The organism is Arminella tubonensis, assembly GCF_003240585.1.
GTDB classification, from domain to species: domain Bacteria; phylum Pseudomonadota; class Alphaproteobacteria; order Rhizobiales; family Rhizobiaceae; genus Rhizobium; species Rhizobium tubonense.
Genome location: NZ_PCDP01000002.1, coordinates 76,178 through 98,612, shown reverse-complemented (window position 1 = coordinate 98,612; position 22,435 = coordinate 76,178). Strand labels below are relative to the sequence as shown.

Sequence of the window (22,435 nt, the reverse complement as noted above, 5' to 3'; positions counted from 1 at the left end):
GCGGTCGATCTATTGGGTTTTACACTGCTGGCTTAGGCGGAGCGGTAGCGGGGTGCAGGTTCGCCGGTCTGAGCCGCGGCGAACAGCTGGGATCGGGCTCCGTCGAATTTGTCCCAGAAAGTAGTGTCGGCAACGGATGGCAGCGTGATGTCTTCGCCCTTGTCGAAACCGGCCAGGGCGGCATCGACGAGATTTTCGGACATCATAACGGCTGTCTGGTTGAGCGATGTCAATGGCACGCCTGCCAAGTCCCAGAGTTCGGTTGCCGTAGATGCGGGCATGACGAGCTGCAGGCGGACATTAGTCCCTGCCAATTCCTGCTGCAGGCCCCGGCTGAAGTTCATCACATAGCCCTTGGTGCCGCTGTAGATCGCGCTGATCGGCAGTGCGTGGAAAGACAGGACCGAAGCGACGTTGATGATCGCGCCCTCGTTGCGGGCGAGGAACGCCGGCAGAATGGCGTGAGTGAGGCGTGTGAGCGCGGTGACGTTGAGTGCGATCATCGCAGCCGCGTCTTCCTCGGAAGTCTTGGCGACCGGAGCGAGCCTCGCGTTGCCGGCGTTGTTGACGAGGAGCGTGATAGCAGGATTTGCCTTCAACACCTTTTCGACGCGGGTGACGTCGGCATCTTTCGTCAGGTCGGCCTCCACGACCTCAACTTTCGTACCGTGGGCAGCACGCAGTTTGTCCGAGAGTGCCTTCAGGCGATCGGAGCGACGGGCCACGAGAATGAGGTCATAGCCCCTTTCGGAGAGGTGCTCTGACCCATGCGCTTCGTCCGCTGGTCCGAGAGGGGCTCGTCGAGCTCATACCTGACGAACATGATGGCCGCACGAAGCATGCCATGCTAACGACGTCTGGAGAGCATCTTCTGCACGAGGCGTTGGTCCATTGGGCTGACGCCAATCAGCGCGTTGAGGTCGTGCTTGGCCCTTCCGCGGCTGCGCTTCGCGTGCTGGCCGATGACGTCGCCTCTCCGGAATTCCTGGAAGCCTATGAGGCCCACCGCAGGCTGAAAGATTGATCTCCATTTTCTAAGCGCGGTGAGAGCCGATCGCCTGCGGGCCGGTGGTAGCTCGTTCTCAAAGCAACGGAATTGCCTCGGGCGTCTGGGTGAAGGGGAATATCTTGTCGACGACGGGGCGGAGGGCGCCGCCATCGATCAACCCGGCAATCTGCTCCAGTTGCCGACCATCGGCGTGCATGAACAGGAAGGAATAGTGAAGGCCGCGGCTCCTAGCCTTCTTGCGCACGCTGCGGCTCAACAGTCGGACGACGAGCTTCAGGAGCGGGTTCAGCCCAAGAGCTTCGGCAAAGGCCGGGTCCGGTGGCCCCGAAATGGAGACGAGGTGGCCGCCCGGCTTCAGGACGTTCAAAGATTTCGCAAGCGTCTTCGGATCCTGGCTGTTCAGCACGACATCGTAGCCGGAGAGCACTTTCTCGAAGTCCTGGCTCGTATAGTCGATCACCACATCCGCGCCGAGGCTTGCTGGGCAACCTGCAAGGTCTGCGCACTAGCCCTCTCGGTCCGATCTGTATGGCTCTCTTTGCCTTCCGGAAAGCCAGCCTTGATGCTGAGCGCTGGGCAGCATGTCAAGGCCGGTTCACGGCACACTTGATCGCGCTATATCGGACGCTGTCCGTGTGAACTGTAGCGGCGGCAAACAGCACGGGGCACAAAATATCGGCTGCGCAGGCCTCGCCCCCTTCCCTCGTATGATGATATGGGAAGTGCGGAGAATCGAATGCCATCAAACTCATTGCTGAAATCGTCGAACAACTGCTGGCGCATCGAGAGGGCTGACGAGTTCACGATTTTAATCGATGCCGACGACTACTACGGCGCTGCACGATCAGCAATGAAGGCGGCCAAGCGTTCGATCTTCCTCGTCGGTTGGGATTTCGATGCATCCATTACTCTTGGACATCCGGACGTAGAGGATGACGCGCCAAAGGGCGTCGGCGATTTCCTTCAGTGGTTGGCAAAGCAGAATCCAGGGCTGGATATCCGCCTTCTGCTTTGGAACCCCGGCTTCTTGGCGACTTGGACTAAATTCTCCAACGCCGCTTATCTGCTACGGTGGAAATGGCATTCCCAGATCAAGGTGAAGCTGGATAGCAACCATCCCCTGGGCAGCTCCCACCATCAAAAGATTCTCGTCATTGACGACAGCGTCGCTTTCTGCGGCGGGATTGATGTCACCACGGATCGCTGGGACACCCGAAACCACCTTGACGACAATCCAAACAGGAAACGGCCAAACGGCGCGCCTTACGGACCTTGGCATGATGCTACGAGCCTATGCAAAGGCCCTGCGGCACTTGCGTTGGGCGATCTGTGTCGATTGCGTTGGAAGCTTGCGGGCGGGGAGGCCCTGGAGGCAGTCGAACCGCACGGATCATTCCCACCACTCGGCGGTGCCATGGTGTTCGGATCCGTCAGCCTGGCGATCTCTCGAACCAGCCCCGCCTATGGAAACAGCAAGGGCGTTACGGAGATCGAGAAGCTTTATGTCGATATGATCATGTCCGCACGGACATCGATCTATGCGGAAAGCCAGTATTTTGCGTCACGGGTGATTGCCCAGGCAATAGCTCGCCGACTTGAAGAGATCGATGGGCCGGAAATCATTTTGATCAATCCAGTAACGGCCGACAACTGGTTGGGAGCCGTGGCGATGGATACCGCCCGCGCTCGTTTGCGAGAAGCGATCCGTCCCCACGATCGACTGGGTCGTTTCCGCATCTACCACCCCATTACCGCACACGGCACAGCGATTTACGTACACTCGAAGCTGATGATAGTTGACGACAAGATTATGAGGGTGGGTTCGTCCAACTTCAACAACCGCTCGATGCGTTTCGACAACGAATGTGATGTCGCTTTCGAGGCCGATGACGAAGTGTTGGCCGGGAAACTCCTTGATCTGAGAAATGAACTGCTCGCGGAGCATCTTGGGGTCAGCGCCGACACGGTGGCCGCTTCAATAGACCAGGCCGGCTCCTTGATTGGAGCCATTGAGACGCTGAGGCAGTCGCGAGTAGGCGGCGAGGCAGGAACTTCTAGAACTTTGGTTCCCTACGAGACACCGGGAATCTCCGGCCTGGCCGAGTGGATGGCCGACAACGAGATTTTAGATCCCGAAGGTCCCGAGGCGCTGTTCGAGCCGATAGCGAGGCGTGGCCTATTTCGCGGGCGGCTCAAAATGCCCTTGCTCAAGGGATAGTCGCACACGCTTTCAACGAGCGCCGAACATTGACCCCCTGAAAACTGCTGACACCAAATCCGGATCTGCGGGCGGTAACGGATGGATTGGCCGAGGCGTTCGGCTTTGCCGAAATGCGGTCGTGTCCTTTGAGGATCTGTTTGGTGGCAAGCTTCATGCAGCAGTTGACCGCCAGCACCCGCATGGGTGAAGCTGCTATGCGACAATGAATGGCTCACCGACGCCTTGTTTTGGACCTTCCTCATCTACGTCGCAAGCTCAGGCCGCCCCCCGCAACGATTGCTTCGGCGATCGACCGCTGGAACCACCGAAAAACGGCCGTGGCGCGGATCGGCGACGGGGACTTAACTCCAGCAATGCCGGGTGCTGCCATGGCAAGTCATTGCGGTGGCGATCGAGGCAGATGTGCTTCGCAAGAGACCTTGGCTCGATGTGGGCAAAGCATGTCGACGCGGCTCGCGTCATCATCATTGGCTGGAAATGGCGTGGCCCGGACTGGCGGGGACTTTCGGCAGGGGGGCGCCGCTGGGGGCGCCCAAGACACTCTTCTCGCAATAGCAATCATCACCTGATCCTCGAGCCGCAGGACCAATGGGTCGAACGGGACACCCATTGTCTGGGCCCCTTGGTAGAGACGGGGGACCAAACCTCGATAAGTGTATTGGAATCGTTAGTTTTGAATCCAGCGAGCGCGTCGCTCAAAAAAGACCAGACGCCGTTGTCGTTTGGGGGAACTCGGCGTCTGGCTTAGGGCCCAGCTGGGCAAAGCAAACCTCCACAATATCTAAGCGTCGCAGTCGGGTCGATCAATCCCCACGATGGGTTAACCCGACGGTCTCCGGCGGCGATTCCATATTGAAGGAAATGGCAGCGACTGCCGCCAAAATCGAAACCGTAGCCCGGCGGCTGCGAGGCTTTGCAGGGCTACGGTCTCCGGCCCTCCAAGAATCGGGCCTTTACTCAGCTTATAGAATACGGCAGATCGCTGTCGTACTAAAGCGGCTCAACAGGGGCCGGTACTTTTGCCCGTCGGAACCTACCCACCTCTGTGACGTTCTCGGTCGGGGGAACGCAAATGGCATATGAGCCAGATATGACAGTCATTTTCGACATAACTTCGAAAGGCGTTGCCGTGACTTTTCGCGGGAAGGCGATTTATCTTCCGGGTCCATACCCTGATCGCAAGGCGGGTGTCGCTGCTGGTGAAGAGCTTTGTCGAAACCGCGGATGGCTGGACGTTTAGTCATCGTTCTGATCGCCATTCAGCCAGGCGCAGCATAGTGTCGGGCGCCATCAGTCCTGGCATGCGAAGCTGGATGCTGCATTCGAGGCTCATCTCGACATAAGTGAGGTGAGCAAGCTCAAAAGGCGCAACCGGTAACCTTGCGTCTGGCCATATGGTTGCAGCGGGCGTTGAACCACGGTTGTAGATGGAGCCATCCGGCTATTCGTCAAGTCTAATTCACAAGCTCAGATCTTGGGGCTTCGATGAGAAGCTCCGGGGTTTCATTGCCGCGATTTTTATAGTTTGATCGCGCGCGACATTAGGACGTGGTCTGGCTCGCTTCGGCTTTCCGTGCACCATTTGGTCAGCGCTTCGCAGATGACGTCGGCGCTGATACCCGTCAAATTCTCAGAAGATATTCGATTTTCGCGAGCATGACTCCTCCTTCTGCGCTGTTGGAGAGGCTGAATGTTCTTATTATGTGCTTGTTTTTTCGCAGTCAAGGACGCGTTCAATCCGCAGCCAGCGTGGCCGTTCTGATGTAGAGGATGTCGGTGAGATCAAGGAGGGCGAGCATCGGCCAAACAAGTGCCGAGTGCAAATGTTCCGATCTCTGGAACCCCATTTCAGGTTATCCATTTACACAACTGAGGGCGTCGAGCGTTTGATCAGAACGTTGACTCCACCCCGGTCCCAGCGCATGTGGGCGCTGGTTCGGCGTCCTCACCACTACAAAAAAGCCCCGCCTGTTGTGACTGGACAAGCGGGGCAAGGAAGGAGCAATCAGAAGCTATTGGTGCGAGGGCAACGCTTCTTGATCCCTCGATCAACAACAGTGTGGACGGTTAGTTCCACGCACCATCAAATAAACCCAACCCCCACGGAACGGATCGCCGCAGTTCCGCTAGGTCGCCGTTTTGCGTTTCAGTGGCGTGCGTAATGGCATCGCTTACGAATGGCCTTCGGTCCCAAGCCATCTATATGGAACTCGGTAAGCTCGGGTAATTGGCTCGACCCGCGAAGCCGCGAATATCTTGTTCAACAGATGGCCTGAAAAGGGCGGTGAGGCGCATCGACATGCAATATCGATCTGCTCTGCAGCTATGGATGGCGAGCCACCTGCGGACGATGCTCGGCACGACTTCATTCTCGCGGTCGAAGAATCGGGGCGTTTTATCACCGACAACATGCCAAAGAACCTGGCCTTGGTGACGCCAATCGACCCGAACCGCAAAAGCACGGATATGAAATTCAATCCGAAGAGGCGGAGGCGCTAATGGGCCATCGCCGAACCTTCAAACCCGTCAGCATCCTTGTCGCGCAGGTATAAGACCGTGCACACGGTCATGGGAGCCGGTAAGATGCTCATGGATCAATGTCCATCGGAGGGGCTGCTCGAGGCGGGCGGAGATAGCGGTGCTTGACGCTTTCAATGAGGTGAAGTCGCCGAATGAGGTGCGGCAAGCGATTCTCAAGGCTGCAGACGAAGGCGCGGGCTACACAGAGAGCGATCAGACGCCCTACAACGGATGGAGCACAAGCGCCTGATCGGCTGGTTGCGCCGGGCGATGCCACCACAACTAAGATACGCCTATGGCAGCCGAGGATCAACGTTCAGCTTATCGTAATACTCTTCGCACTTTGCGGCCGCCTCGCGTGCGCTGGTGCAGTATCCTTGTTGCGGCATCAGTCGGGGCCACGCTTTCGGCCCGCCGTGACCGCTCCACTGCCAGAAGTCCTTCTTCGGACCGTTTTGCTGGAACCTGATGCGCCCGACCATGATCTTGCCGTCCCAGCCGCAATAGTCGGTCTGCCAACTGGCCGAGTCACTCGGATCCGGCCAAGTCTTGCGCCATTTGTATTTGAGCTTGCAGTTGGGTTCATCAGGCATGTGACAAACGTGTTGCAGGCCACGATTCCGTCAAGAGGCGGGGCGGCGGCAGTTGTGGGTTCCTGCGGCTTTAGGCGGATAGCGGTTGCGATCCGCCGTTTGACGTGGGCAGGGTAAAGGCGCGGCGGCGAGCTGCGAAAAATAAAGCTGGAAGTTTCAAACGTCTAGTCATTTCAGCGCAGACGTCATCTTTCCGGGCGGCGAAGATGACGGCACCGGGAATTTTTTCAATCGCAGCCTCCAAACGCGATTCGCGCCGCGCCAAGCAACACCTATGAGGCCGCCGTTGTCGAACTCGTGAAGCCGAAAATCGAAGGTCGTTCGCTGCCAAAGAAGAACGCCGGTCGCATCGAAGCCGAGCGATCTGCTGCAGGCCTTGCGTGGGAGCGCCGGTATCGGTCAAGGGTGGATCGAAGCCCGCCGTGGTGCTTGATGCGCAGGGCCGCTCGGACTTCGGAGCCATGCAACGCTCGCTGGGCGGACGCGGCGGCAACCGTGTCTCGACGGAATCGATCCTATTCGCCTTCGACCTCTTGTATTTCGACGGCCACGATCGGACGAAGACCGAACTATCGGTCCGGCGCCACCTGCTTGAAGATCTGCTCGATAGTGCGGTCGGCGCAGTCCAGCTCTCCGAAGGGTCCAGGGTGACGGCGCCGAACTCCTGGAAAACACCCGCTCGCTGGGACTGGAAGGCATCATCGCCAAGCACCGTGATAGCCCGTACCGCTCCGGCCGGACGGGAGACTGGCTCAAGATTAGGTGCGTGCAGAGCGAGAGTTTCATGATCGTCGGCTATGAGCAGTCTGCCTCGGCGCGCGGCGGGATCGGCAGTCTTCTTCTTGCTGGTCGTCGCGGCCATGACTGGGTCTATGTCGGCGCCGTCGGCACAGGCTTTAAGGAGAAGGACGCGATTTACCTGAAGAAGACGCTCGACACGTTGAAGATGAGGACGCCAGTCGTTCCGCTAAAAGGCAAAAACTACGTCTTTGCCCAACCGACGCCGATCGCCGAAGTCGAGTTTCGAGGTTGGACCGACGATGGCAATTTACGCCATGCCTCCTACAAAGGTCTCCGAGAAATCCAGGACAACGCCGCAGTTTTCGACATGGACGAGCGTCGTGGCGACTAAATGGGCAGGGCGCTCGACCCTTGCGGGGAGCGCCCTGCCGCACCCGGACAATGGCTCGGGCAGACAAGCTACCGCGCAAGCGATCATCGAAGACGGGTGGTAGCCGATAGATGATAGTCCGAACGGGGAATTCAAGGGTCGGCTCATGCCGATGCTGATGGCGGATCGACCCGTTCAAGTTCGAAGAAGTAAATCCGTTCGTCACCTTCTATTTCCATCATCCCCATGATCCTGCGCTCATCAATTCGACGAAAGTGATCGACGATGGGCTGCTCGTCATACGCCATCGCGGCGCTCGTCACGCCCCGAAATGACATCGTCTTCAGCGACGCAACCGGGCCTTTTGCCCGCAGTCCGCGCCGAAGGTACGAAAACAGATTTCTCGCGGCGCGCGTTCTTCCGACCTTGTGGAAGCGGAGCGCCAAACCCAACGGTATCCGCGCGGGATCGATCGGTATCAGCTCGTGTTGCCCGGAGCGAAACAAGAGCGCGTCCGCGCGTAACTCTGCTGTAAACCGCTTGCCGAACCAGCCAAGATTTTCCAGCACGCCGTCGAAGGGGTGGCCAGCCGGGATCCCTCGACTCCGCCACAGCCCGATCATCTCGCGTGGCTCGATCGGCGGCAAGCACTGAAACTGTTCAAGGGTTTTCTGCTGTTCGCTCAGACGACGCTTCCTTTTCCCTGCGCTGCCGCGCTCGCCTCCTCGATTTGGCATCTCGGCGCGCTGTTCGCAATTCATCAAGCGTCGAAAGCCACCAGCCGCGTTCAAGCTCTTGTCGGCCCGGAGATGTCCGCGCCGGCCAGGTGGTCACCAATTCTTCCAGCGAGCCCGATCGCCACGACGCCCAGACATACTCCTCATGGTGTCTTGCGGGAAAATAGAACGTATCGACGGTCGCTGTGTCGGCCAGTTCGCCGTCCGTGCGCGTGAAGAAAACGATCCCGGCATGTGTGCTGATGGAGCGCTGCAACGGCGGGCCGTCATTGGCAGGGACGGGGTACCGTTTCCGCCGGCGCTCCCTCGTCCGCGCCTTAGACGCTTCATCTTCCCCGGTACCCTTGATCGCTTCACGCCGCGCCTTCCGCATCTCGGGCTCATTGCGTTCGGCGGCCATCTCTATAGCCGGCCACCGCCGGCGGAGTTCGTCGAACGAGCGGTAAGGCACCATCCACAGGCGCCGGTCCGCATCCCAGCGCGCAAGGGGAATCTCCCTGATCTCGTTGACGATGGTACGGGAATAGGGTGTCCGGATTCGAAAGAAAGACGGACCTGCTTCCAAATAGCGGCTTTTGATCGGATCGAACGCGAAGGCATCTTTGCCCTTCTCATCGGCGAAAGCCTCTCCCTCCGCTTCAATTTCCGCCAGCCAACGACCGATGCGCCTCTCAGCGGTCCGCCCCGGCACGAACCAGGCATTGAGACGATCGCTCCATCGTGCGCGCGGAAAGGCTTGGCGAAAGCGCTGCACTGTGATGCGATCGTGAGGCAGCTCTGTCGTCGCGCCATCGCGCGGCGGTGAGGGAGCATCGCTGTTCGGTTCCTGTTTCATCGTGCTGTACCGCGGAGTTGCGAATTCAAGTTCACTCGCCATGCGGCGGCCGATTAGTCAGGCCGCCTGCTTCATCAACTTGGCAAAGCGCTTGATCGCCTGTTCGAGCGAGCGCTGACCGTCGCAATAGTCCTGCCAGGCGCTCGTCTTTTGAAGTAACGCCGGCACGGTGCGGATAGTGAAACGCTTCGGATCGAGATCCGTCTTCACCTGGCTCCAGGTAAGCGGCATCGATACCGTGGCGCCGGGCCGGGCCCGCGGCGACAGCGGTGCGACCGCAGTCGCCATCCGATCGTTGCGCAGGTAGTCCAAAAAGATGCGACCATTGCGCTGGTTCTTCGCCATCTTGATCAGGTAGAGCTCCGGGTTCTCGCGCGCCATCTGCAGGCAGACGTCGTGCGCGAAACCCTTCGCCTCAGGCCAGGCCAATTTCTTGCCCTTGGCAACCGCCAGGGGCGTGACCACATGCAGCCCCTTGCCGCCGGTGGTCTTGCAGAAGCTAACGAGGCCAAGTTCATCGAGGCGATCGCGCATCCCGCGGGCGGCCTCGACCACTGTTGAGAAGGGTACGTCGGGGCCTGGATCGAGGTCGAAGACGAGGCGACCCGGGACTTCAGGCAGCTTCGGTTCGCAATTCCAGGGGTGCAATTCCACTCCGCCGATCTGCGCGATGGCGGCAAGGCCCTCGACGCGATCGATCTGCAGATAGGGTTTCTTGTCGCCGAAGACGGCCACCAGTTCGAGGAGGTTCGATGTTCCCGGCATGGCGTGGCGCTGGAAGAACTGCTCACTGCCGATGCCATCCGGAGTTCGGATGATCGAGCACGGCCGGCCTTTGATATGGTCGATGAGCCAAGGTCCGACGGCTTCGTAATATTGCGCAAGCTCGACCTTGGTCACCGGCTTGTCGTCTCCGGCATCCGGCCACAGGGGCTTTTCCGGATTGGAGATCAACACGCCCATCACACTCGCTTTGCCACCCATTCGGAAGGTCTTCGTTGCCGCCGGCGTTTTGACCTCTACCTCTACCTCTACCTCTGGATCGGGCACGGCGGCCGTGCTCGGCGAAGCCGGCCTTTCGGCCACCACCTCTCCAGCGGGCTTATCCTCGCGCAAGCCTTTAAACGCCGCCTGCCGCACGAGACCATCGGCGGTCCAGCCGGCGAACTGGATCTCGGCGACGAGCTGGGGCTTGAGCCAGACGATTTCTGGACCTTTCTTTGGCGCACCGATGCCGGTAAAGGGGGATTTGGTCGCCTCGAGTTCGCGAAGCTTCGGTAAAATCATATCGACGACCTTCGCGCCGTAGCCGGTCCCGACCCGACCGACATAGACGAAGTGGGGACCACGGTTGACGCCGACAAGCAGCGAGCGGAACTTGCCGTTGGTCTTGGCGTAAGCGCCGATCACCACCTCATGGCCGGCCCGGCATTTGGACTTGGCCCAGGTCTCGGTGCGGCCGGAGTGATAGGGCGCATCGACTCGTTTCGAAACGATGCCTTCCAGCGACAGCCGGCAAGCCGACTTCAGGACCGCATCGCCGCCGGTCTCGAAATGCTCGACGAACCGCAGTCGTGGATCCTCGCCAGCGTTGTCAAGCAGTTTCTGCAGACGAACCTTGCGGTCTGTCAGCGGCAGTTGCCGTAGGTCCTCGTCGCCCTCGAACAACAGGTCGAAGGCAAAGTAGACCAGCGCATCGGTCTTGCCTTCCGACAGCGCCGCCTGCAGAGCGGCAAAATCCGGCGCGCCGTGTTCGTCAAGCGCGCAGATCTCCCCGTCGATGATGGCATCGGGCAGGTTTGCGGCCGACGCCGCGATGGCCGGATATTTGCCTGTCCAGTCGAGACCCTTGCGGGTCTTGAGCGTCACCTCGCTGTTTTCGATGCGCATCTGGATGCGGTAGCCGTCGAACTTGATTTCGTGGATCCAGCCGTCTGCCGAGGGTGGACGCTCGCGTGTTTCGCAGAGCTGCGGCGCGATGAAGTCGGGCATCGCGGACTTGGCTGCCTTTGTCTGGGCCGGCTTCTTCTTGGTTTTGGTTTCGGCTTTGCGTTCATCGGCGGCAAGGCCGTGGTTGCTGTCCCAGACCGCATCCGCCTGCATGTCGCCGCTTTCGATCATGAACGGCTTCGGCTTTTTCCCCTTGCCGGCGGCGATCGCTTCCATCGTCCGGCCGGAGGCGACAGAGGTTGCGTTCTCTTCCAGTACTGCCGCGCCGTTTTCCTCGACGGAGAAATCATCGTGATGCTTGATCAGCAGCCAGTTGGTGCGCTTGCCGCCGTCGCGATCGTTGCGCATCCGCACGAGGACGAAGCTGCCATGGAGCCGCTCACCTTCCAGGGTGAACTTGAAATCACCCTTGGCCAGCGCCTGCTCAGGGCTTTTATTGCCTTCCGGCTCCCAGTAACCGCGGTCCCAGAGCATCACCGTGCCGCCGCCATACTGGCCTTTCGGGATCGTACCTTCGAAGTCGCCGTAGTCGAGCGGATGATCCTCGACCTCGACGGCAAGACGCTTGTCGTGCGGATCGAGCGACGGTCCCTTGGTCACCGCCCAAGATTTAAACACGCCATCAAGCTCAAGCCGAAGATCGTAATGCAATCGCGTCGCGTCATGTTTCTGGATGACGAAGCGGCGGCGGTTCGACGCCTTCAGCTCCGTCTGGCCGCTCGGCTCATGGGTCTTCTGGAAATCACGCTTCTGCTTGTAGGTTGATAATTTGTCGCTGGCCATGGCAGTCCCCAATACACATCCACCTCCCGCGTCGAATGACGATGGAGCTGAGGCGCGGGCCGGACGGTGGGACGCGCGACTGCCGTTTTCGTTGGCCGCAAGAAATCCCTGCGTTCGTCATCACTGTCACGTCCGGTTGGCACGACACGCGACCTCAGACGTGAGAAGCGCCCAACGCATATTTTGTTCCCGATCGACGCCCTAGGCGGTTCAACCCCTCCGCTTTGTCTGCGAGATCCCATCCGATCCACGCATCAATCGGCAGCCTCTGGCGCTGACGCGCGTGTTTTGGCGGTGCGGTAGAAAGGCACGCCGATAGCAAAGTTGTCCTTGCCCGGCGCCACCCCGATGCATCGTCGGTCCGTCTGAGGGCGCGACGACGCACTATAGCTCAGTCGCGCCATCGTCGTCGACCTTAACGCGCTCGTTTGGGAAGGCATGACTGTAGGGAATCCAAAAACGCATCGGTCGAGCTGCCTGGAACATTTAGTGACGCATCAAGTTGAAGGGCATTGCGACAGCCAGAAGGAGGCTCCCATGGCAGACAAGACCCTTGACGATCTATTTCTCGACACGCTGAAAGACATCTATTTCGCCGAACGCCAGGTTTTGAGGCTATTGCCGAAAATGGCGCGGGCCGCGCAGGCACCAGAGCTGAAAGCAGCTTTCGAAAAGCACCAAGAAGAAACGCAAGGGCATATCGAACGGCTGCAGCGGGTTTTCGAAATCCTCGACAAACCGGTCCGTGGCAAAACCTGCGAGGCAATTCAAGGGATCATCGCCGAAGGCGACGAGATCATGGACGAATTCAAGGGTTCACCCGCTCTCGATGCGGGCCTTATCTCTTCTGCCCAGGCGGTCGAGCATTATGAGATCACCCGCTACGCAACACTCAAGACTTGGGCGACCCAGCTCGGCATTACGGACGCCGTTGCGCTGCTCGATGCCACTCTACGGGAGGAGTCGGCGACCGATGAGGCACTGACCAAACTGGCTACGGCCTCGGTGAACGTCAAAAGTGCGGTCGAGAAACGGCTCGCTTGAACCGCTTGACCCCAATGTCCGGCTCGATGGTGGGCTGGGGCATTCGTAGAATCACAGTTCGGCAACAGGTGCATGAGGAATCATCACAAAAGCAATAACTTGCGAGAGAGGGGCAAATGATTTTCCGACGCAATTTTGTTGCTGGGTGTCTCATGATACCGGCACTGTTGAAAGGTGGAAAAGCCTTTCCCAAGAGCCGCCATAGGGAGATAATCTCTCAACTCGAATACCCGCCGGTCGTCAGCCCACACCCACAACATTCGCAAAGACTAGTTGCGACTGTTGTTCAGGCACGAAGAGCCAATGAAATTATTGCAAAAACTCCCACTGGCCCTCGTCCAATAGATATTGCGCAGACATTCGTTGACCGTTTCTATGCGAAGGAGCCAGCGCTGATCTCTCAAATGCCCCCACCGGCAGCACCAAATCCACTCATCGCAAAGTTCTTCGAGAACATATTGACGCCAAATGGCGATGTCGTCCCCTGGTGCGCAGCGTTTGCCAATTTTTGCATCCACCGTAGTGGCAGAAACGGAAGCGGAAGCGCTTCGTCTCAGTCCTTCCTGGAGCCGGCCTTCCGAAAAACCAACAGTCCAGAGGAAGGGGATTTGGCGATATTTACCTGCTTCAACCCGTCGACCGGTCAAAATCTGCGCTTGGGTCATGTCGCCTTCTTCAAAGAACGGATTGATGAAACGCATATCAAGGTTGTAGGGGGCAACCAATCCGCCGAAGATCATGCGAGCATCATATCCGAAACAGTAATGCTAACGGCTGATCGCTCTTTGAGAAGACATTTGCCGAACGGCGATTACGCACCAGTCATCATGCGATTGAGCGCATATGTCAGCCTATCCTGAAGGTCGAGAGACGACGAGTATGAATTGCGCGAGGAAGATCGATAGCAAGCGGAACTTGCCGTTCGTTTCGCCCATCCACCGATGACGACCCGTGCCCCGCCCTATACTTCGACTTCCAGCCGGATGCACAGATCAACTCCCCGAAGCAGAACACTTTTATTGCTGCAAACGATGCATTGATGATGTGCGATGTGCACGGCTACCTCTCCTCTGACGGTCGGGATAGCATCCTGTAACTCAGCAGGAGTTACTCATCCTTGTATCAATTCGATTTTCGGAAACCGGCGGTCCGGTGAGCAACACCACCGGTGAGGTGACCATGTGCCTCAATCTGAGCTTAGTGAAGCGCGCTTTCAGCGTGCTGGTCTACCCCGATTAAAAGTGGCGAACGGCTCGTTGGTACGTTCGCCGTCTATTATCGAGAGTGTACCGGTCCCAGCGCCGTGGGGCAGGCGATTGTTGAAGGATGCGTCCATTCGTGCTCGATCGCCCTCGATCGAGAGGAGCGGGTGATGCAGCGTCAGAGGTTGGCATACTGTGATGTTTTAACCGGCTACCAAATCGCGCCAGCTTCAATCGGGTCCTGGGGCAGGAACTGCTCCAACCCGGTCGCCCCTGGGAAGTACTGCTCGCTGATATCGACACCTTGAAACTGGTGAATGACACTTTTGGGCACGCTGCGGGTGGCGCGTTGGTTCAGGCGGTTGCAGATCGGATATCGGCGGCATGCCGATGGAACGCATTCAGATTAGGTGGAGACGAGTTTGCTGCCATCGTATCGGGCGAGCAGGCTCTTGACCTCGGTGAGGTGACATAGCAAGAGGCAAGTTGTCGATCAGACGTCATCCATCTAAGCGCTGTTTCTACACCATAGCTTCAACCTTGCGGCCCCACGGAAAAGGGCGGTCGCCGGCAACTGTATTGATCTGATCGCTCCGTTGTCTACATAGGATTGGATCGCCCGACGGCAAAATTAGAAGTGTTGCTGCAGCAACGCCCTTCAGCATTAGGAAGCACAAAATGGCTCAGCTCTTGAACACGGTAGCAGTCGTCACGGGTGGCGGCAGAGGCATTGGTCGCGAAATCGCCCGTCAACAAGCACGCGATGGCGCTAAGGTCGCCGTGCTTGCGCGAACGGCCGTCGAGATCGAGGAAACGGTCTCGCTGATCGAAGGCGAGGGCGGACGCGCGATCGCGCTTACGGTCGATGTCACAGACTATAGCTCCGTCGAAAGCGCTTTTATCCGCATCGCAGCCGAATTGGGCCCAGTTGATACGCTGGTCAATAACCATGGCTCATTCCGGGCGTTCGGTCCCATATGGGATTGCGATCCCCGTGACTGGTGGCGGGATGTCGAAATCAATTTGCAAGGAACGTTCCACACCTGCCGCGCAGCATCTCCGGCAATGATAGCGAGGGGCAGGGGGCGGATTGTCAACCTGGTCGGAGGCGGAACGGGAAACAGCTTTCCGCATGGCTCAGGTTATGCATCCAGTAAAGCAGCGATCATGCGTCTGACAGAGTGCCTCAACGATACGACAATCGGACATGGAGTGCTCGCCTTTGCCGTAGATCCTGGGCTTGTTCGAAGCGCTATGACCGAAATGCAGCTGTCATCGGAGGCAGGCAAAACCTATTTGCCCGGTATCCAGCAGCTCTTTGACGATGGCGTCGATATTGATCCATCGCGAGCCGCTCTTCTTATCGCCGATATTGCTGACGGCCGTTTCGATGTGCTCGCTGGCCGTCTTCTGCGGGGCGTCGACGACCGCGATGCCCTTGAGAAGGAAATGCATTCAGTGGTTGCCGCCGACGGCAGGGCGTTGCGCTTTAGCGCGTTGGAGCAACTCAAGCTCTGAAGTCTATTGCACCTATGATGGTGCCCGGCTGAGTGAACTGTACTGATCAGAAATGTCGCTCTCCTGCTACCGTAACGCTTCGGCAAGAGACGTTAATTAACCTGCAATGATGCCCTGTTTCCGGCCGTCCGGACAACGGTAAACGCAATTCGACGCTTGGACTTACTCACGAAATGCCTCACGCTGCCGCCCAATGGGCGACAATGCGGCAGCTGACGCCGGTGATCAGCTCACCTATTTTCTTGTATTTGATCGATGCCTTGGACAATTCGATCTTTCGCAGAATCGTGTATCTCAGATGCTGCGGCCAGGACCTGGTCTCCGATATTGGAGGCAACCTCTTTGCCACGATCTATCGCGTCGCTAGCTTGTGCCTTAGCACTATCTTTCAGATCGTCGGCCGCTTTGCCAAGAACTTGATCCTCCCTTTCTGTATGCGGCAATGCTGCGCCGATGGCAGCTCCCATCGCGAAAGCTAGGGCGCCACCAACCAAGGGCTGGTCACGAAAATGGGTGATGATCGCGTCGTTAAGCCGTGTTGTGCCATCGGCAAGCTGGGTGCCAGCAGAAGATGTCCTGTTCGATAACGCGCCGGCCGTCTCGGTAGCTTTCTGCGTCACTTCCCCGACGGCATCCTTGACCTGTTCCCAAGTGTCGGACAGCCAGCCGGTCGAAGCATCAATCGCCGCGCCCGCGTCGTCAGTCATTTGACTGATATGCTTGCCCGCCGCGTCAGTAAAGCCTCGATAAGTCTTTCCCGCCTCGTCGATGAAATTGCCGGCGCGCCTTCCGGCTTCGTCGGTGACCGCCTTGAAGCGTGTCCCCGCTTCGTCCGTGAAGTAACTATAAAACTTGCCATCGGACTGCTCTGGCGATCCGATACGTCGGACGCCGCCGACGGCCGCATAGAGTGGGAATTCCCCAGTGGCAACCTGAATGCTGTTTTGCGACGCGAGCGTTTTCGACTGACCCTGTTTTGCAATCAGCCATGCAAGGCTTACGCCCATGAGCGCGACTGGAAGTGGGTTTTCCTTGAGAGCTTTTCCAAGATTGCTCACATACTCTCCCGACCCGGTTCCTTTTGCATAGGCGAGAACTTCGTCGACGAGCTGGCCCGGAGACATGCGCTCCTGAATTGCACCGATCCTGTCTTCGATGCGAAGACGGTCCACATCGATTTCCCGTTGAATTTCAGCGGATGATTTTTCCATCGAACGTTCCATCAGATTCTCTCCTTTACGACGTCAACGTCGCGACGAACCGACGCGGCCGTGCGATCCAGTTTCAGATTGCTTCCACGGAATGCTGAGAGGCCTTTTGACAGCAGGGCGTAACCGATGAGGGCAATGACAAAGGCAACCACCAGGGCCGCGATCGTATTTGAGGCGGCGAGACTGAATCCCTGCCTCACGAGCAATGCCGCAAGCCCGCTGACAAGAGCGCTCAGAAAGACCCCGACTGCGCCGATAATCAAAACCAGGCCGGCCACAAGGACTTCCATGCCGCCCATCGCCTGCGTCACCTTCTCCGATGCTTCCGTCTTGGCAAGATCAATTTCCTTGCGAACCAGACCTGATACATCCGAGACGAGACCGCCAATCAGTTCGGTAAGCGGTTTACTTTTTTCCGCGTCAACCATTGTATTGCCCCCCAAGCCCAATTGCCGGGCGAGTCAGAGCAGACCCGGCCTGGACATCTGATTTTTGCCTGGCACCCGATGTAGGACTGCGCTTTGAAGACGCCGTCAGGAAGCGGCTGGCGGCCAACCCCGCAAGAGCTGCGACCCCGAGGAAGGCGAGCGGTTGCATGCGACCAAAATCTTCAGCCATATTGGCAATCTCGCGAAGATCGCGACCCTCAAGATTATCGGCAAGCGTCTTGACGTTTTCGCCAATCTGTTTTGCAAATCGGCCTACATCTGCCTGATCGCCATTTTCAAGTTCGGTACCAACGTTCTTAAGTGCGGTGGCAATCCCCGCGATTTGATGAGCGGCAAAGTGCTTTTGCTCAGAAACCCTCTCCCCCACCTGATCCATTGCAGATTCCGCCCCGTCTTTCAGCGTCTGTTTGGCGGTGCCAAGATCGTCGCTGACTTTCGACTTCAGGTCATTGACAGTCGGCAGCGGTTGTTGACGCGTGGTGGTTTCGATCTGGCTTCCGGGCCGGTTGATATCCTCTGACATTTCATCTCCTCCAGTAATTGATGCGGCAGCCATGGCCGCGCTGTTGGCTCAACCATGGGCTTCGTCGAATGTTCCCCGAGGCCTAAGTCGGACCTAATATTTGGATCTGAAGCGCGTTGATTGCTCTCCGAACACTAATAGAGCCCCGGTTACACCGTTCCCGATCCTCTCAAGGAGTTTCGATATGGCGCCGCTACCATTCCGGGATGTTGCCTGAGCTGTCGCTGGTCACTGTCCGGTGGCGATGACGCCTTCGGAGAATGAGAAATTCCGGTTCCACACCCTAAACGAGGACACCAAAAACCGTGTCGTTAGCCGCTTCGTCGACGTTGTCACCGGAAAGGAGGTTAATGAAGAGGATGAAGCTACAGAGCCGGACGGTCGGGTGTTGAGGGCGACGATCTTAGAGGCAAGGCGGTCAGTCTGCGTTGCGGCCGTCCTATTTCCTGAAACGCTGGCTTGCTGATTTTCGAACAAAAAGTCTGTACGGGCGGCCAATTAACAGTCTTTGGAGCCAACAGCCTCGCGGCCTGGAGGAACTTGTCATGTTGAAGCCGTCTTTGAAATATGCCAGAATGGCATCGACTTGCGGAGACCGGGGCCCGACGGCAGGGGAGAGCCTGAATCAAACGGCAGTCTCAGAAATTGCTCGAGGCGCCCAAGGTATCGTTTGAGGAGCAATCACTCTCGGCAAGATCGGCGCGCTGCTATCTTCCGGAATTCTTACGCTACGGCCGGCATGGGTAAAAGCCTGCAGCTTTACGAGCTTCGGTCCAATCCACACCGGGGTATCAACCGATTTCGCTGATCTGGACGTTTTGTAATGTCGCAGGCACCTTTGGGGCTGCCTTTGCGGGCACCGCGAACGGCGAGGCCCGCCGGCGAAATCTACATGCTTGCGACAGACGCAGGCAGCCAGAAACCCCGATCGCATCCTTGCTCTCACTGGCAATCCCTCGATGTTTCACCGAGTTTGCAGGTTTCAGCTCCATCCTATTGGGTTGCGGAACTTGCTCGACCGGCAATTGTTCCGCTTTTAGCGAGGCTGAATAACGCCAATCGAGCTAGGGAGGCATTCGGTGAGCAAACAGCATAAGCCAGAGCCGGAGGTTAATGCAGCCAAAGAGCAAGGTCGCGTGCGCGCGGCTGAAAACACGTCTGAGATACCCGCCAGAGGACTGAAGGATGTACATAGAGTGGTGTCAGGCGTCACCGAGGACCGAGTGACGCTGATCGCTGCTGGCGGGATGGTTGCAGCCGCTGATCAGGACATGGCAGAATTTGGTCTTCCGCTTGATATTGCTCCAATGGAAGCACGTTCGGCAGAGGCATTGCCAGAGGGTAAACGCTGGCAGTACGAGCCGAAATGGGATGGGTTTCGCTGCCTTGCCTTTAAGGAAGGGATGAACGTCGATCTTCGGGCAAAGTCGGGCAAGCCGCTTGCCAGGTATTTCCCGGAGGTCGTGGCCTTCCTGCAGCATTTACCGGCAGAGCGATTCGTGATCGACGGTGAATTGGTTATCGAGATCGATGGCCTGCTGTCGTTCGAAGCGTTGCAGATGAGGTTGCATCCCGCCGAGAGCCGCATTCGCAAATTATCGGCCGAAAATCCAGCGAAGCTTGTGATGTTCGACATCCTTCTCACCCCTGACGGCAGAACCCTCATCGACTGCCCGCTCTCGGAACGCCGCGCAGAACTCGAAGCCTTCTCGGTGCAGGCCGAGCGCCGCGGAAAGTTGACGCTGTCCCCTATCGCCAATCATCTGAAACAAGCCCGACGGTGGTTATCCGAAGCGGGGAGCGGCGGAACAGACGGCGTCATCTGCAAACATCTCGACACGCTCTATCAATCGGGCGAACGCGCTATGATCAAAGTCAAGCGACTACGCACTGCCGACTGTGTCGTCGGCGGATTTCGATATCGGAGCAAATCCAGGCAGGTTGGGTCGCTTCTGCTTGGGCTATATAACGAACGTGGCAAGCTCGATCATGTAGGCTTCACCGCAACGATTACCGACGACGAGCGCTCGGGCCTAACGGGAAGGCTGGAGGCGCTTCGGCAGGCTCCTGGGTTTGATGGCAAAGCACCAGGTGGCCCGAGTCGCTGGAGTACAGAAAAGAGCGACGAGTGGGAGCCTCTGAATCCTGTCCTAGTCGTGGAAGTCAGATTCGATCATGTCACCGGCCATCGCTTCCGCCACGGGACCAAGATCATTCGGTGGCGACCAGATAAACGGCCTGGCCAGTGTACGTATGATCAGATCGAAATGGGGGCAGGCTCGGATCCGACCGCCTAATAGACAGACATGCTGATCGCCTTGGCGATAACATCAACTCCCGCTAGATCGCCGCCTGGGCACGATTGGACTGGCACCGATTGGTCGACATCTCGTCCCCGCGCGCTGGGGAGAGGCCGGCCCGTCAGACACGGGCTCGTTCGTTTTGGCACCGGTGCGAGCAGTTGACCTCATGCGGCACAATGAGAGGCGAAACATTTCCACAGGCTTGACTATTGGCGCGCTTCAAAGGGCCACGATCCGTGCCCAGGGCGCCGGACTGCAGATAGGTAAAGACATTGATCAGGGGGTCTGGACCTCTGTACACTCTGCGCTTTTTCGGGTGCGCCAAGATCAATGCACTTATCTACCCGACCGATCCTAGAGTTCCTGAGACGCCGATCGGTCTCGATAAGGTAGTCGGATATCGGCGACGCGAAGATAAGAACGGAATTCCATGCGCATTGGCGTCTTCACCTGGCTGCGCCGACCGCAACCCTGTTCCGCAAGCTGACCTCCGGCCGGGCGCCGGAGGCTCGTCTCTCGCACGCTTACTTCACTTTCTTGACGAATTCGCTCGTGTAGGTCTTCGAAAGGTCAATCGGCTTGCCTTGGATGTCTTTGTTACCTTGGGAAAGTACCGCAAGAACCGTCTTCGGGCCATCTTCAGGCATCACGCCATCAGGTGTAAACATGGCCTTGCCGTCATTGAGGGCAGCGACATAGCCATCCTTGTCACCGACGTAGAAATCCTTTGGCATCTTCTCGGCGATTTCGGCGGCGGAATGACTGCTAATGAAGCGGAGAGTTTTCACGAAGGCGTTTGCAAGTTTCTGCGCGGTTTCTTTGTGAGCGTCGACCCAGTCACTCTCGACGTAAAATGAAGCGGCCGGATAGGTACCGCCAAGTGCTGCCCGGGTTGCTCCGACCGTACGCATGTCAACGAGAACAGTCGCTTCCTTCGTCTTTAGCAGTCGCGAAATCGTAGGCTCCGTCGTCATACCTGCCTGAATGGTATCTTGCTGCATCGCAGCTATGAATGTCGTCCCGGCTCCGACGGGAACAGACGTCACATCTCCTGACTGCAAGCCTGCCTTCGTCACCAAATAATGTGTTAGGAAATTTGTCGACGAGCCGAGACCGGTTACGCCAACACTTTTTCCTTTGAGGTCCGCAGCTGATTTGATTTCAGGATGTTTCGCAGACACCAGTTCAACTTCGCCAGGCGCTTGACTGAATTGGACAATGGACTCGACGAACTTTCCCTTTGCCTGAAGATCGACGCAATGATCGTAAAAGCCAACGACGCCCTGGACGGCTCCCGCCAGCAACTGGTTTTCTGCATCAACGCCGGCTGGTTCATTCAGCAACTCGACGTCGAGACCCTCATCCTTAAAATAACCGAGTGATTCTGCTAGTTTGGCTGGCAAATAGATCTGTTTTTCGTAGCCACCTACCATGATGGTCACTTTGTCTGCGGCTTGGGCGACAGGCGCGCTCAACGAGACGCCGCCCACAGCAAGCGAAAAAACCAAGGCGTTGAAGAGCGTGTGCGATTTAGGCATAGAAACCTCCTCCTATTTTGTAAAACGCATCGGTTCGCCGGCTGGCGCTTCCTCCCCGATGCAGCAAGCAAGCGTGTCACACGCAACCTTTCATTTAGCTTTCAGGCGACGAGGGCTAGCTCGCATTGCGCTCGTGGAAATGAGAACGCGGCGATTGCCGAATTGCTCGCCGATTTCAACGACAGGCGTGTCTTGCGTTGGGTCAGGCCCACAAGGCGTCAATTGTTCGAAGAGCTTTATCACCAGTCAGCTTTGCTACGTCTACTGGGTGTTCCACGGCAAGACCGCCCCGGAGAAGGGGTACCATTAAGCACCACGTTGGTCTTGCAGCGGGCGGGCTGGTTCATTGCGCTTTGGCTAGCGGGCGTGGGCTGGTTACATTGACCGGGCTTCTCATCGGTCCGATGCTTGTGGCCTAAGCTGGGAGGGTTGACCTGCACAGTCAGAGGTCGGCATTGAGAATCTTTGTCTGACGGAAGTGGCATGGTCGGCGCCAATGTCAGCCGACCGTCCGTCTCCGTGGGCGCAAGCCACGGCAAGATCATTCGGCCAATGTCTGGCCAGGCGTCCACGTTGTCACTCGAACAATACTGAAGTGACGATTCGTTGCTGTCGCATCAGCATGATCGTCACCCACAAATGGCTGCGAACCGGCCGACTTCCATGAGGGGACGACCTAACGAGCATGATCATTGCTTGCCAGCCGTCCGTCGAAACGATGACGAGACAGGTGTCTATGGTTGGCCTGCCATCTGACAGTGAAAACTGAGCAGCGCCCAGGACGGGAAATTCGTCGTTGAGTTTCTCAAAGCCCAGGCTAGATGCTCCTCCCGCGTCCACTGCTTCACACGATCTTTCTCCATTTGCTGAGGTGCGCAAGCCAGAGAG

At 57.8% G+C, this 22,435-nt stretch carries 17 protein-coding genes and 5 pseudogenes; 12 read left to right on the top strand and 10 right to left on the bottom strand.

Features of this window, described 5'->3' with window-relative positions:
• Nucleotides 1-32 precede the first annotated feature (32 nt).
• Nucleotides 33-725: an SDR family NAD(P)-dependent oxidoreductase gene (locus CPY51_RS03845; protein ID WP_244598418.1), complete on the bottom strand. Its 693-nt coding sequence runs from the start codon at nt 723-725 to the stop codon at nt 33-35.
• A 119-nt stretch (nt 726-844) separates the two neighbouring features.
• Between CPY51_RS03845 and CPY51_RS03840 the strand changes: the two genes are divergently transcribed.
• Nucleotides 845-1,024 (top strand): hypothetical protein, encoded by a 180-nt coding sequence (locus CPY51_RS03840; protein WP_244598416.1) that lies wholly within the window; start codon nt 845-847, stop codon nt 1,022-1,024.
• Between the two features lie 58 nt (nt 1,025-1,082).
• On the opposite strand, the pseudogene CPY51_RS03835 reads toward CPY51_RS03840, so the two are convergent.
• Nucleotides 1,083-1,487: pseudogene (locus tag CPY51_RS03835) on the bottom strand (zinc-binding dehydrogenase); the annotation flags it as partial.
• Nucleotides 1,488-1,745: 258 nt separating this feature from the next.
• Here CPY51_RS03835 and CPY51_RS03830 point away from each other — a divergent pair.
• The 3 genes from CPY51_RS03830 (at nt 1,746) to CPY51_RS33700 (ending at nt 6,000) form a co-directional block, all read left to right on the top strand.
• Nucleotides 1,746-3,227: a phospholipase D-like domain-containing protein gene (locus tag CPY51_RS03830; RefSeq protein ID WP_111158732.1), complete on the top strand. Its 1,482-nt coding sequence runs from the start codon at nt 1,746-1,748 to the stop codon at nt 3,225-3,227.
• Nucleotides 3,228-5,456: 2,229 nt separating this feature from the next.
• Nucleotides 5,457-5,729 (top strand): DUF982 domain-containing protein, encoded by a 273-nt coding sequence (locus tag CPY51_RS33975; RefSeq protein WP_111158731.1) that lies wholly within the window; start codon nt 5,457-5,459, stop codon nt 5,727-5,729.
• Between the two features lie 139 nt (nt 5,730-5,868).
• Nucleotides 5,869-6,000 (top strand): hypothetical protein, encoded by a 132-nt coding sequence (locus CPY51_RS33700; RefSeq protein WP_275540448.1) that lies wholly within the window; start codon nt 5,869-5,871, stop codon nt 5,998-6,000.
• Between the two features lie 43 nt (nt 6,001-6,043).
• On the opposite strand, the gene CPY51_RS03810 is transcribed toward CPY51_RS33700, so the two are convergent.
• Entirely contained in the window at nt 6,044-6,343 is a 300-nt protein-coding gene (locus CPY51_RS03810) for a hypothetical protein (RefSeq protein WP_111158730.1), read from the bottom strand.
• Between the two features lie 273 nt (nt 6,344-6,616).
• On the opposite strand from CPY51_RS03810, the pseudogene CPY51_RS33100 reads away from it, so the two are divergent.
• Together CPY51_RS33100 and CPY51_RS03800 are read left to right on the top strand one after the other, a co-directional pair.
• Nucleotides 6,617-6,776: pseudogene (locus CPY51_RS33100) on the top strand (non-homologous end joining protein Ku); the annotation flags it as partial.
• Nucleotides 6,763-7,475: pseudogene (locus tag CPY51_RS03800) on the top strand (ATP dependent DNA ligase); the annotation flags it as partial. The pseudogenes CPY51_RS33100 and CPY51_RS03800, both read left to right, overlap by 14 nt.
• A 143-nt stretch (nt 7,476-7,618) precedes the next feature.
• On the opposite strand, the gene CPY51_RS03795 reads toward CPY51_RS03800, so the two are convergent.
• Genes CPY51_RS03795 through ligD form a run of 3 tightly spaced genes read right to left on the bottom strand, consistent with a single transcriptional unit; the run spans nt 7,619 to nt 11,759 of the window.
• Nucleotides 7,619-8,191: a DUF4334 domain-containing protein gene (locus CPY51_RS03795; RefSeq protein ID WP_111158729.1), complete on the bottom strand. Its 573-nt coding sequence runs from the start codon at nt 8,189-8,191 to the stop codon at nt 7,619-7,621.
• The gene (locus tag CPY51_RS03790) at nt 8,115-9,026 is read right to left on the bottom strand and encodes a hypothetical protein (RefSeq protein WP_111158728.1); all 912 of its coding nucleotides are present in this window, start codon (nt 9,024-9,026) and stop codon (nt 8,115-8,117) included. The genes CPY51_RS03795 and CPY51_RS03790 overlap by 77 nt, the downstream gene beginning before the upstream one ends.
• Before the next feature lie 57 nt (nt 9,027-9,083).
• Nucleotides 9,084-11,759, bottom strand: coding sequence for a DNA ligase D (gene ligD / locus CPY51_RS03785; RefSeq protein WP_111158727.1), 2,676 nt, complete (start codon nt 11,757-11,759; stop codon nt 9,084-9,086).
• Nucleotides 11,760-12,296: 537 nt separating this feature from the next.
• On the opposite strand from ligD, the gene CPY51_RS03780 reads away from it, so the two are divergent.
• From CPY51_RS03780 to CPY51_RS03765, 4 genes and pseudogenes are all read left to right on the top strand, one after another.
• Nucleotides 12,297-12,803 carry a YciE/YciF ferroxidase family protein gene (locus tag CPY51_RS03780; RefSeq protein ID WP_111158726.1) on the top strand — a complete coding sequence of 169 codons (507 nt, stop codon included), beginning with the start codon at nt 12,297-12,299 and terminating at the stop codon, nt 12,801-12,803.
• Between the two features lie 152 nt (nt 12,804-12,955).
• Nucleotides 12,956-13,663 (top strand): CHAP domain-containing protein, encoded by a 708-nt coding sequence (locus CPY51_RS03775; protein WP_195909410.1) that lies wholly within the window; start codon nt 12,956-12,958, stop codon nt 13,661-13,663.
• Between the two features lie 350 nt (nt 13,664-14,013).
• Nucleotides 14,014-14,465, top strand: a pseudogene (locus CPY51_RS33890) (GGDEF domain-containing protein); the annotation flags it as partial.
• A 218-nt stretch (nt 14,466-14,683) separates the two neighbouring features.
• Nucleotides 14,684-15,523, top strand: a complete 840-nt coding sequence (locus tag CPY51_RS03765; RefSeq protein WP_111158724.1) for an SDR family NAD(P)-dependent oxidoreductase — start codon at nt 14,684-14,686, stop codon at nt 15,521-15,523.
• A gap of 230 nt (nt 15,524-15,753) precedes the next feature.
• On the opposite strand, the gene CPY51_RS03760 is transcribed toward CPY51_RS03765, so the two are convergent.
• The 3 genes from CPY51_RS03760 to CPY51_RS03750 are packed head-to-tail and all read right to left on the bottom strand — an operon-like array spanning nt 15,754 to nt 17,739.
• Nucleotides 15,754-16,746, bottom strand: a complete 993-nt coding sequence (locus CPY51_RS03760; RefSeq protein ID WP_111158723.1) for a DUF3618 domain-containing protein — start codon at nt 16,744-16,746, stop codon at nt 15,754-15,756.
• The gene (locus CPY51_RS03755) at nt 16,746-17,162 is read right to left on the bottom strand and encodes a phage holin family protein (RefSeq protein WP_111158722.1); all 417 of its coding nucleotides are present in this window, start codon (nt 17,160-17,162) and stop codon (nt 16,746-16,748) included. The genes CPY51_RS03760 and CPY51_RS03755 overlap by 1 nt, the downstream gene beginning before the upstream one ends.
• The gene (locus CPY51_RS03750) at nt 17,155-17,739 is read right to left on the bottom strand and encodes a nutrient deprivation-induced protein (RefSeq protein WP_244598415.1); all 585 of its coding nucleotides are present in this window, start codon (nt 17,737-17,739) and stop codon (nt 17,155-17,157) included. The genes CPY51_RS03755 and CPY51_RS03750 overlap by 8 nt, the downstream gene beginning before the upstream one ends.
• A 205-nt stretch (nt 17,740-17,944) precedes the next feature.
• Here CPY51_RS03750 and CPY51_RS33090 point away from each other — a divergent pair.
• Together CPY51_RS33090 and CPY51_RS03740 are read left to right on the top strand one after the other, a co-directional pair.
• Nucleotides 17,945-18,070 (top strand): annotated as a pseudogene (locus CPY51_RS33090) (non-homologous end joining protein Ku); the annotation flags it as partial.
• Between the two features lie 883 nt (nt 18,071-18,953).
• Complete coding sequence (locus tag CPY51_RS03740; RefSeq protein WP_111158765.1) at nt 18,954-20,003, top strand: ATP-dependent DNA ligase; 1,050 nt, start codon at nt 18,954-18,956, stop codon at nt 20,001-20,003.
• 530 nt (nt 20,004-20,533) lie between these two features.
• On the opposite strand, the gene CPY51_RS03735 is transcribed toward CPY51_RS03740, so the two are convergent.
• Nucleotides 20,534-21,547, bottom strand: coding sequence for an ABC transporter substrate-binding protein (locus CPY51_RS03735; protein ID WP_111158721.1), 1,014 nt, complete (start codon nt 21,545-21,547; stop codon nt 20,534-20,536).
• Nucleotides 21,548-22,435: the final 888 nt, after the last annotated feature.

What these genes read in the sequence shown, in the direction of transcription:
- CPY51_RS03790 (WP_111158728.1), bottom strand. Translation starts at nt 9,026, where the DNA reads ATGAAACAGGAACCGAACAGCGATGCTCCCTCACCGCCGCGCGATGGC.
- CPY51_RS03780 (WP_111158726.1), top strand. Translation starts at nt 12,297, where the DNA reads ATGGCAGACAAGACCCTTGACGATCTATTTCTCGACACGCTGAAAGAC.
- ligD (WP_111158727.1), bottom strand. Translation starts at nt 11,759, where the DNA reads ATGGCCAGCGACAAATTATCAACCTACAAGCAGAAGCGTGATTTCCAG.
- CPY51_RS03740 (WP_111158765.1), top strand. Translation starts at nt 18,954, where the DNA reads ATGGTTGCAGCCGCTGATCAGGACATGGCAGAATTTGGTCTTCCGCTT.
- CPY51_RS03765 (WP_111158724.1), top strand. Translation starts at nt 14,684, where the DNA reads ATGGCTCAGCTCTTGAACACGGTAGCAGTCGTCACGGGTGGCGGCAGA.
- CPY51_RS03760 (WP_111158723.1), bottom strand. Translation starts at nt 16,746, where the DNA reads ATGGAACGTTCGATGGAAAAATCATCCGCTGAAATTCAACGGGAAATC.
- CPY51_RS03755 (WP_111158722.1), bottom strand. Translation starts at nt 17,162, where the DNA reads ATGGTTGACGCGGAAAAAAGTAAACCGCTTACCGAACTGATTGGCGGT.
- CPY51_RS03750 (WP_244598415.1), bottom strand. Translation starts at nt 17,739, where the DNA reads ATGGCTGCCGCATCAATTACTGGAGGAGATGAAATGTCAGAGGATATC.
- CPY51_RS03840 (WP_244598416.1), top strand. Translation starts at nt 845, where the DNA reads ATGCTAACGACGTCTGGAGAGCATCTTCTGCACGAGGCGTTGGTCCAT.
- CPY51_RS03795 (WP_111158729.1), bottom strand. Translation starts at nt 8,191, where the DNA reads ATGCCAAATCGAGGAGGCGAGCGCGGCAGCGCAGGGAAAAGGAAGCGT.
- CPY51_RS03775 (WP_195909410.1), top strand. Translation starts at nt 12,956, where the DNA reads ATGATACCGGCACTGTTGAAAGGTGGAAAAGCCTTTCCCAAGAGCCGC.
- CPY51_RS03830 (WP_111158732.1), top strand. Translation starts at nt 1,746, where the DNA reads ATGCCATCAAACTCATTGCTGAAATCGTCGAACAACTGCTGGCGCATC.
- CPY51_RS03735 (WP_111158721.1), bottom strand. Translation starts at nt 21,547, where the DNA reads ATGCCTAAATCGCACACGCTCTTCAACGCCTTGGTTTTTTCGCTTGCT.
- CPY51_RS03810 (WP_111158730.1), bottom strand. Translation starts at nt 6,343, where the DNA reads ATGCCTGATGAACCCAACTGCAAGCTCAAATACAAATGGCGCAAGACT.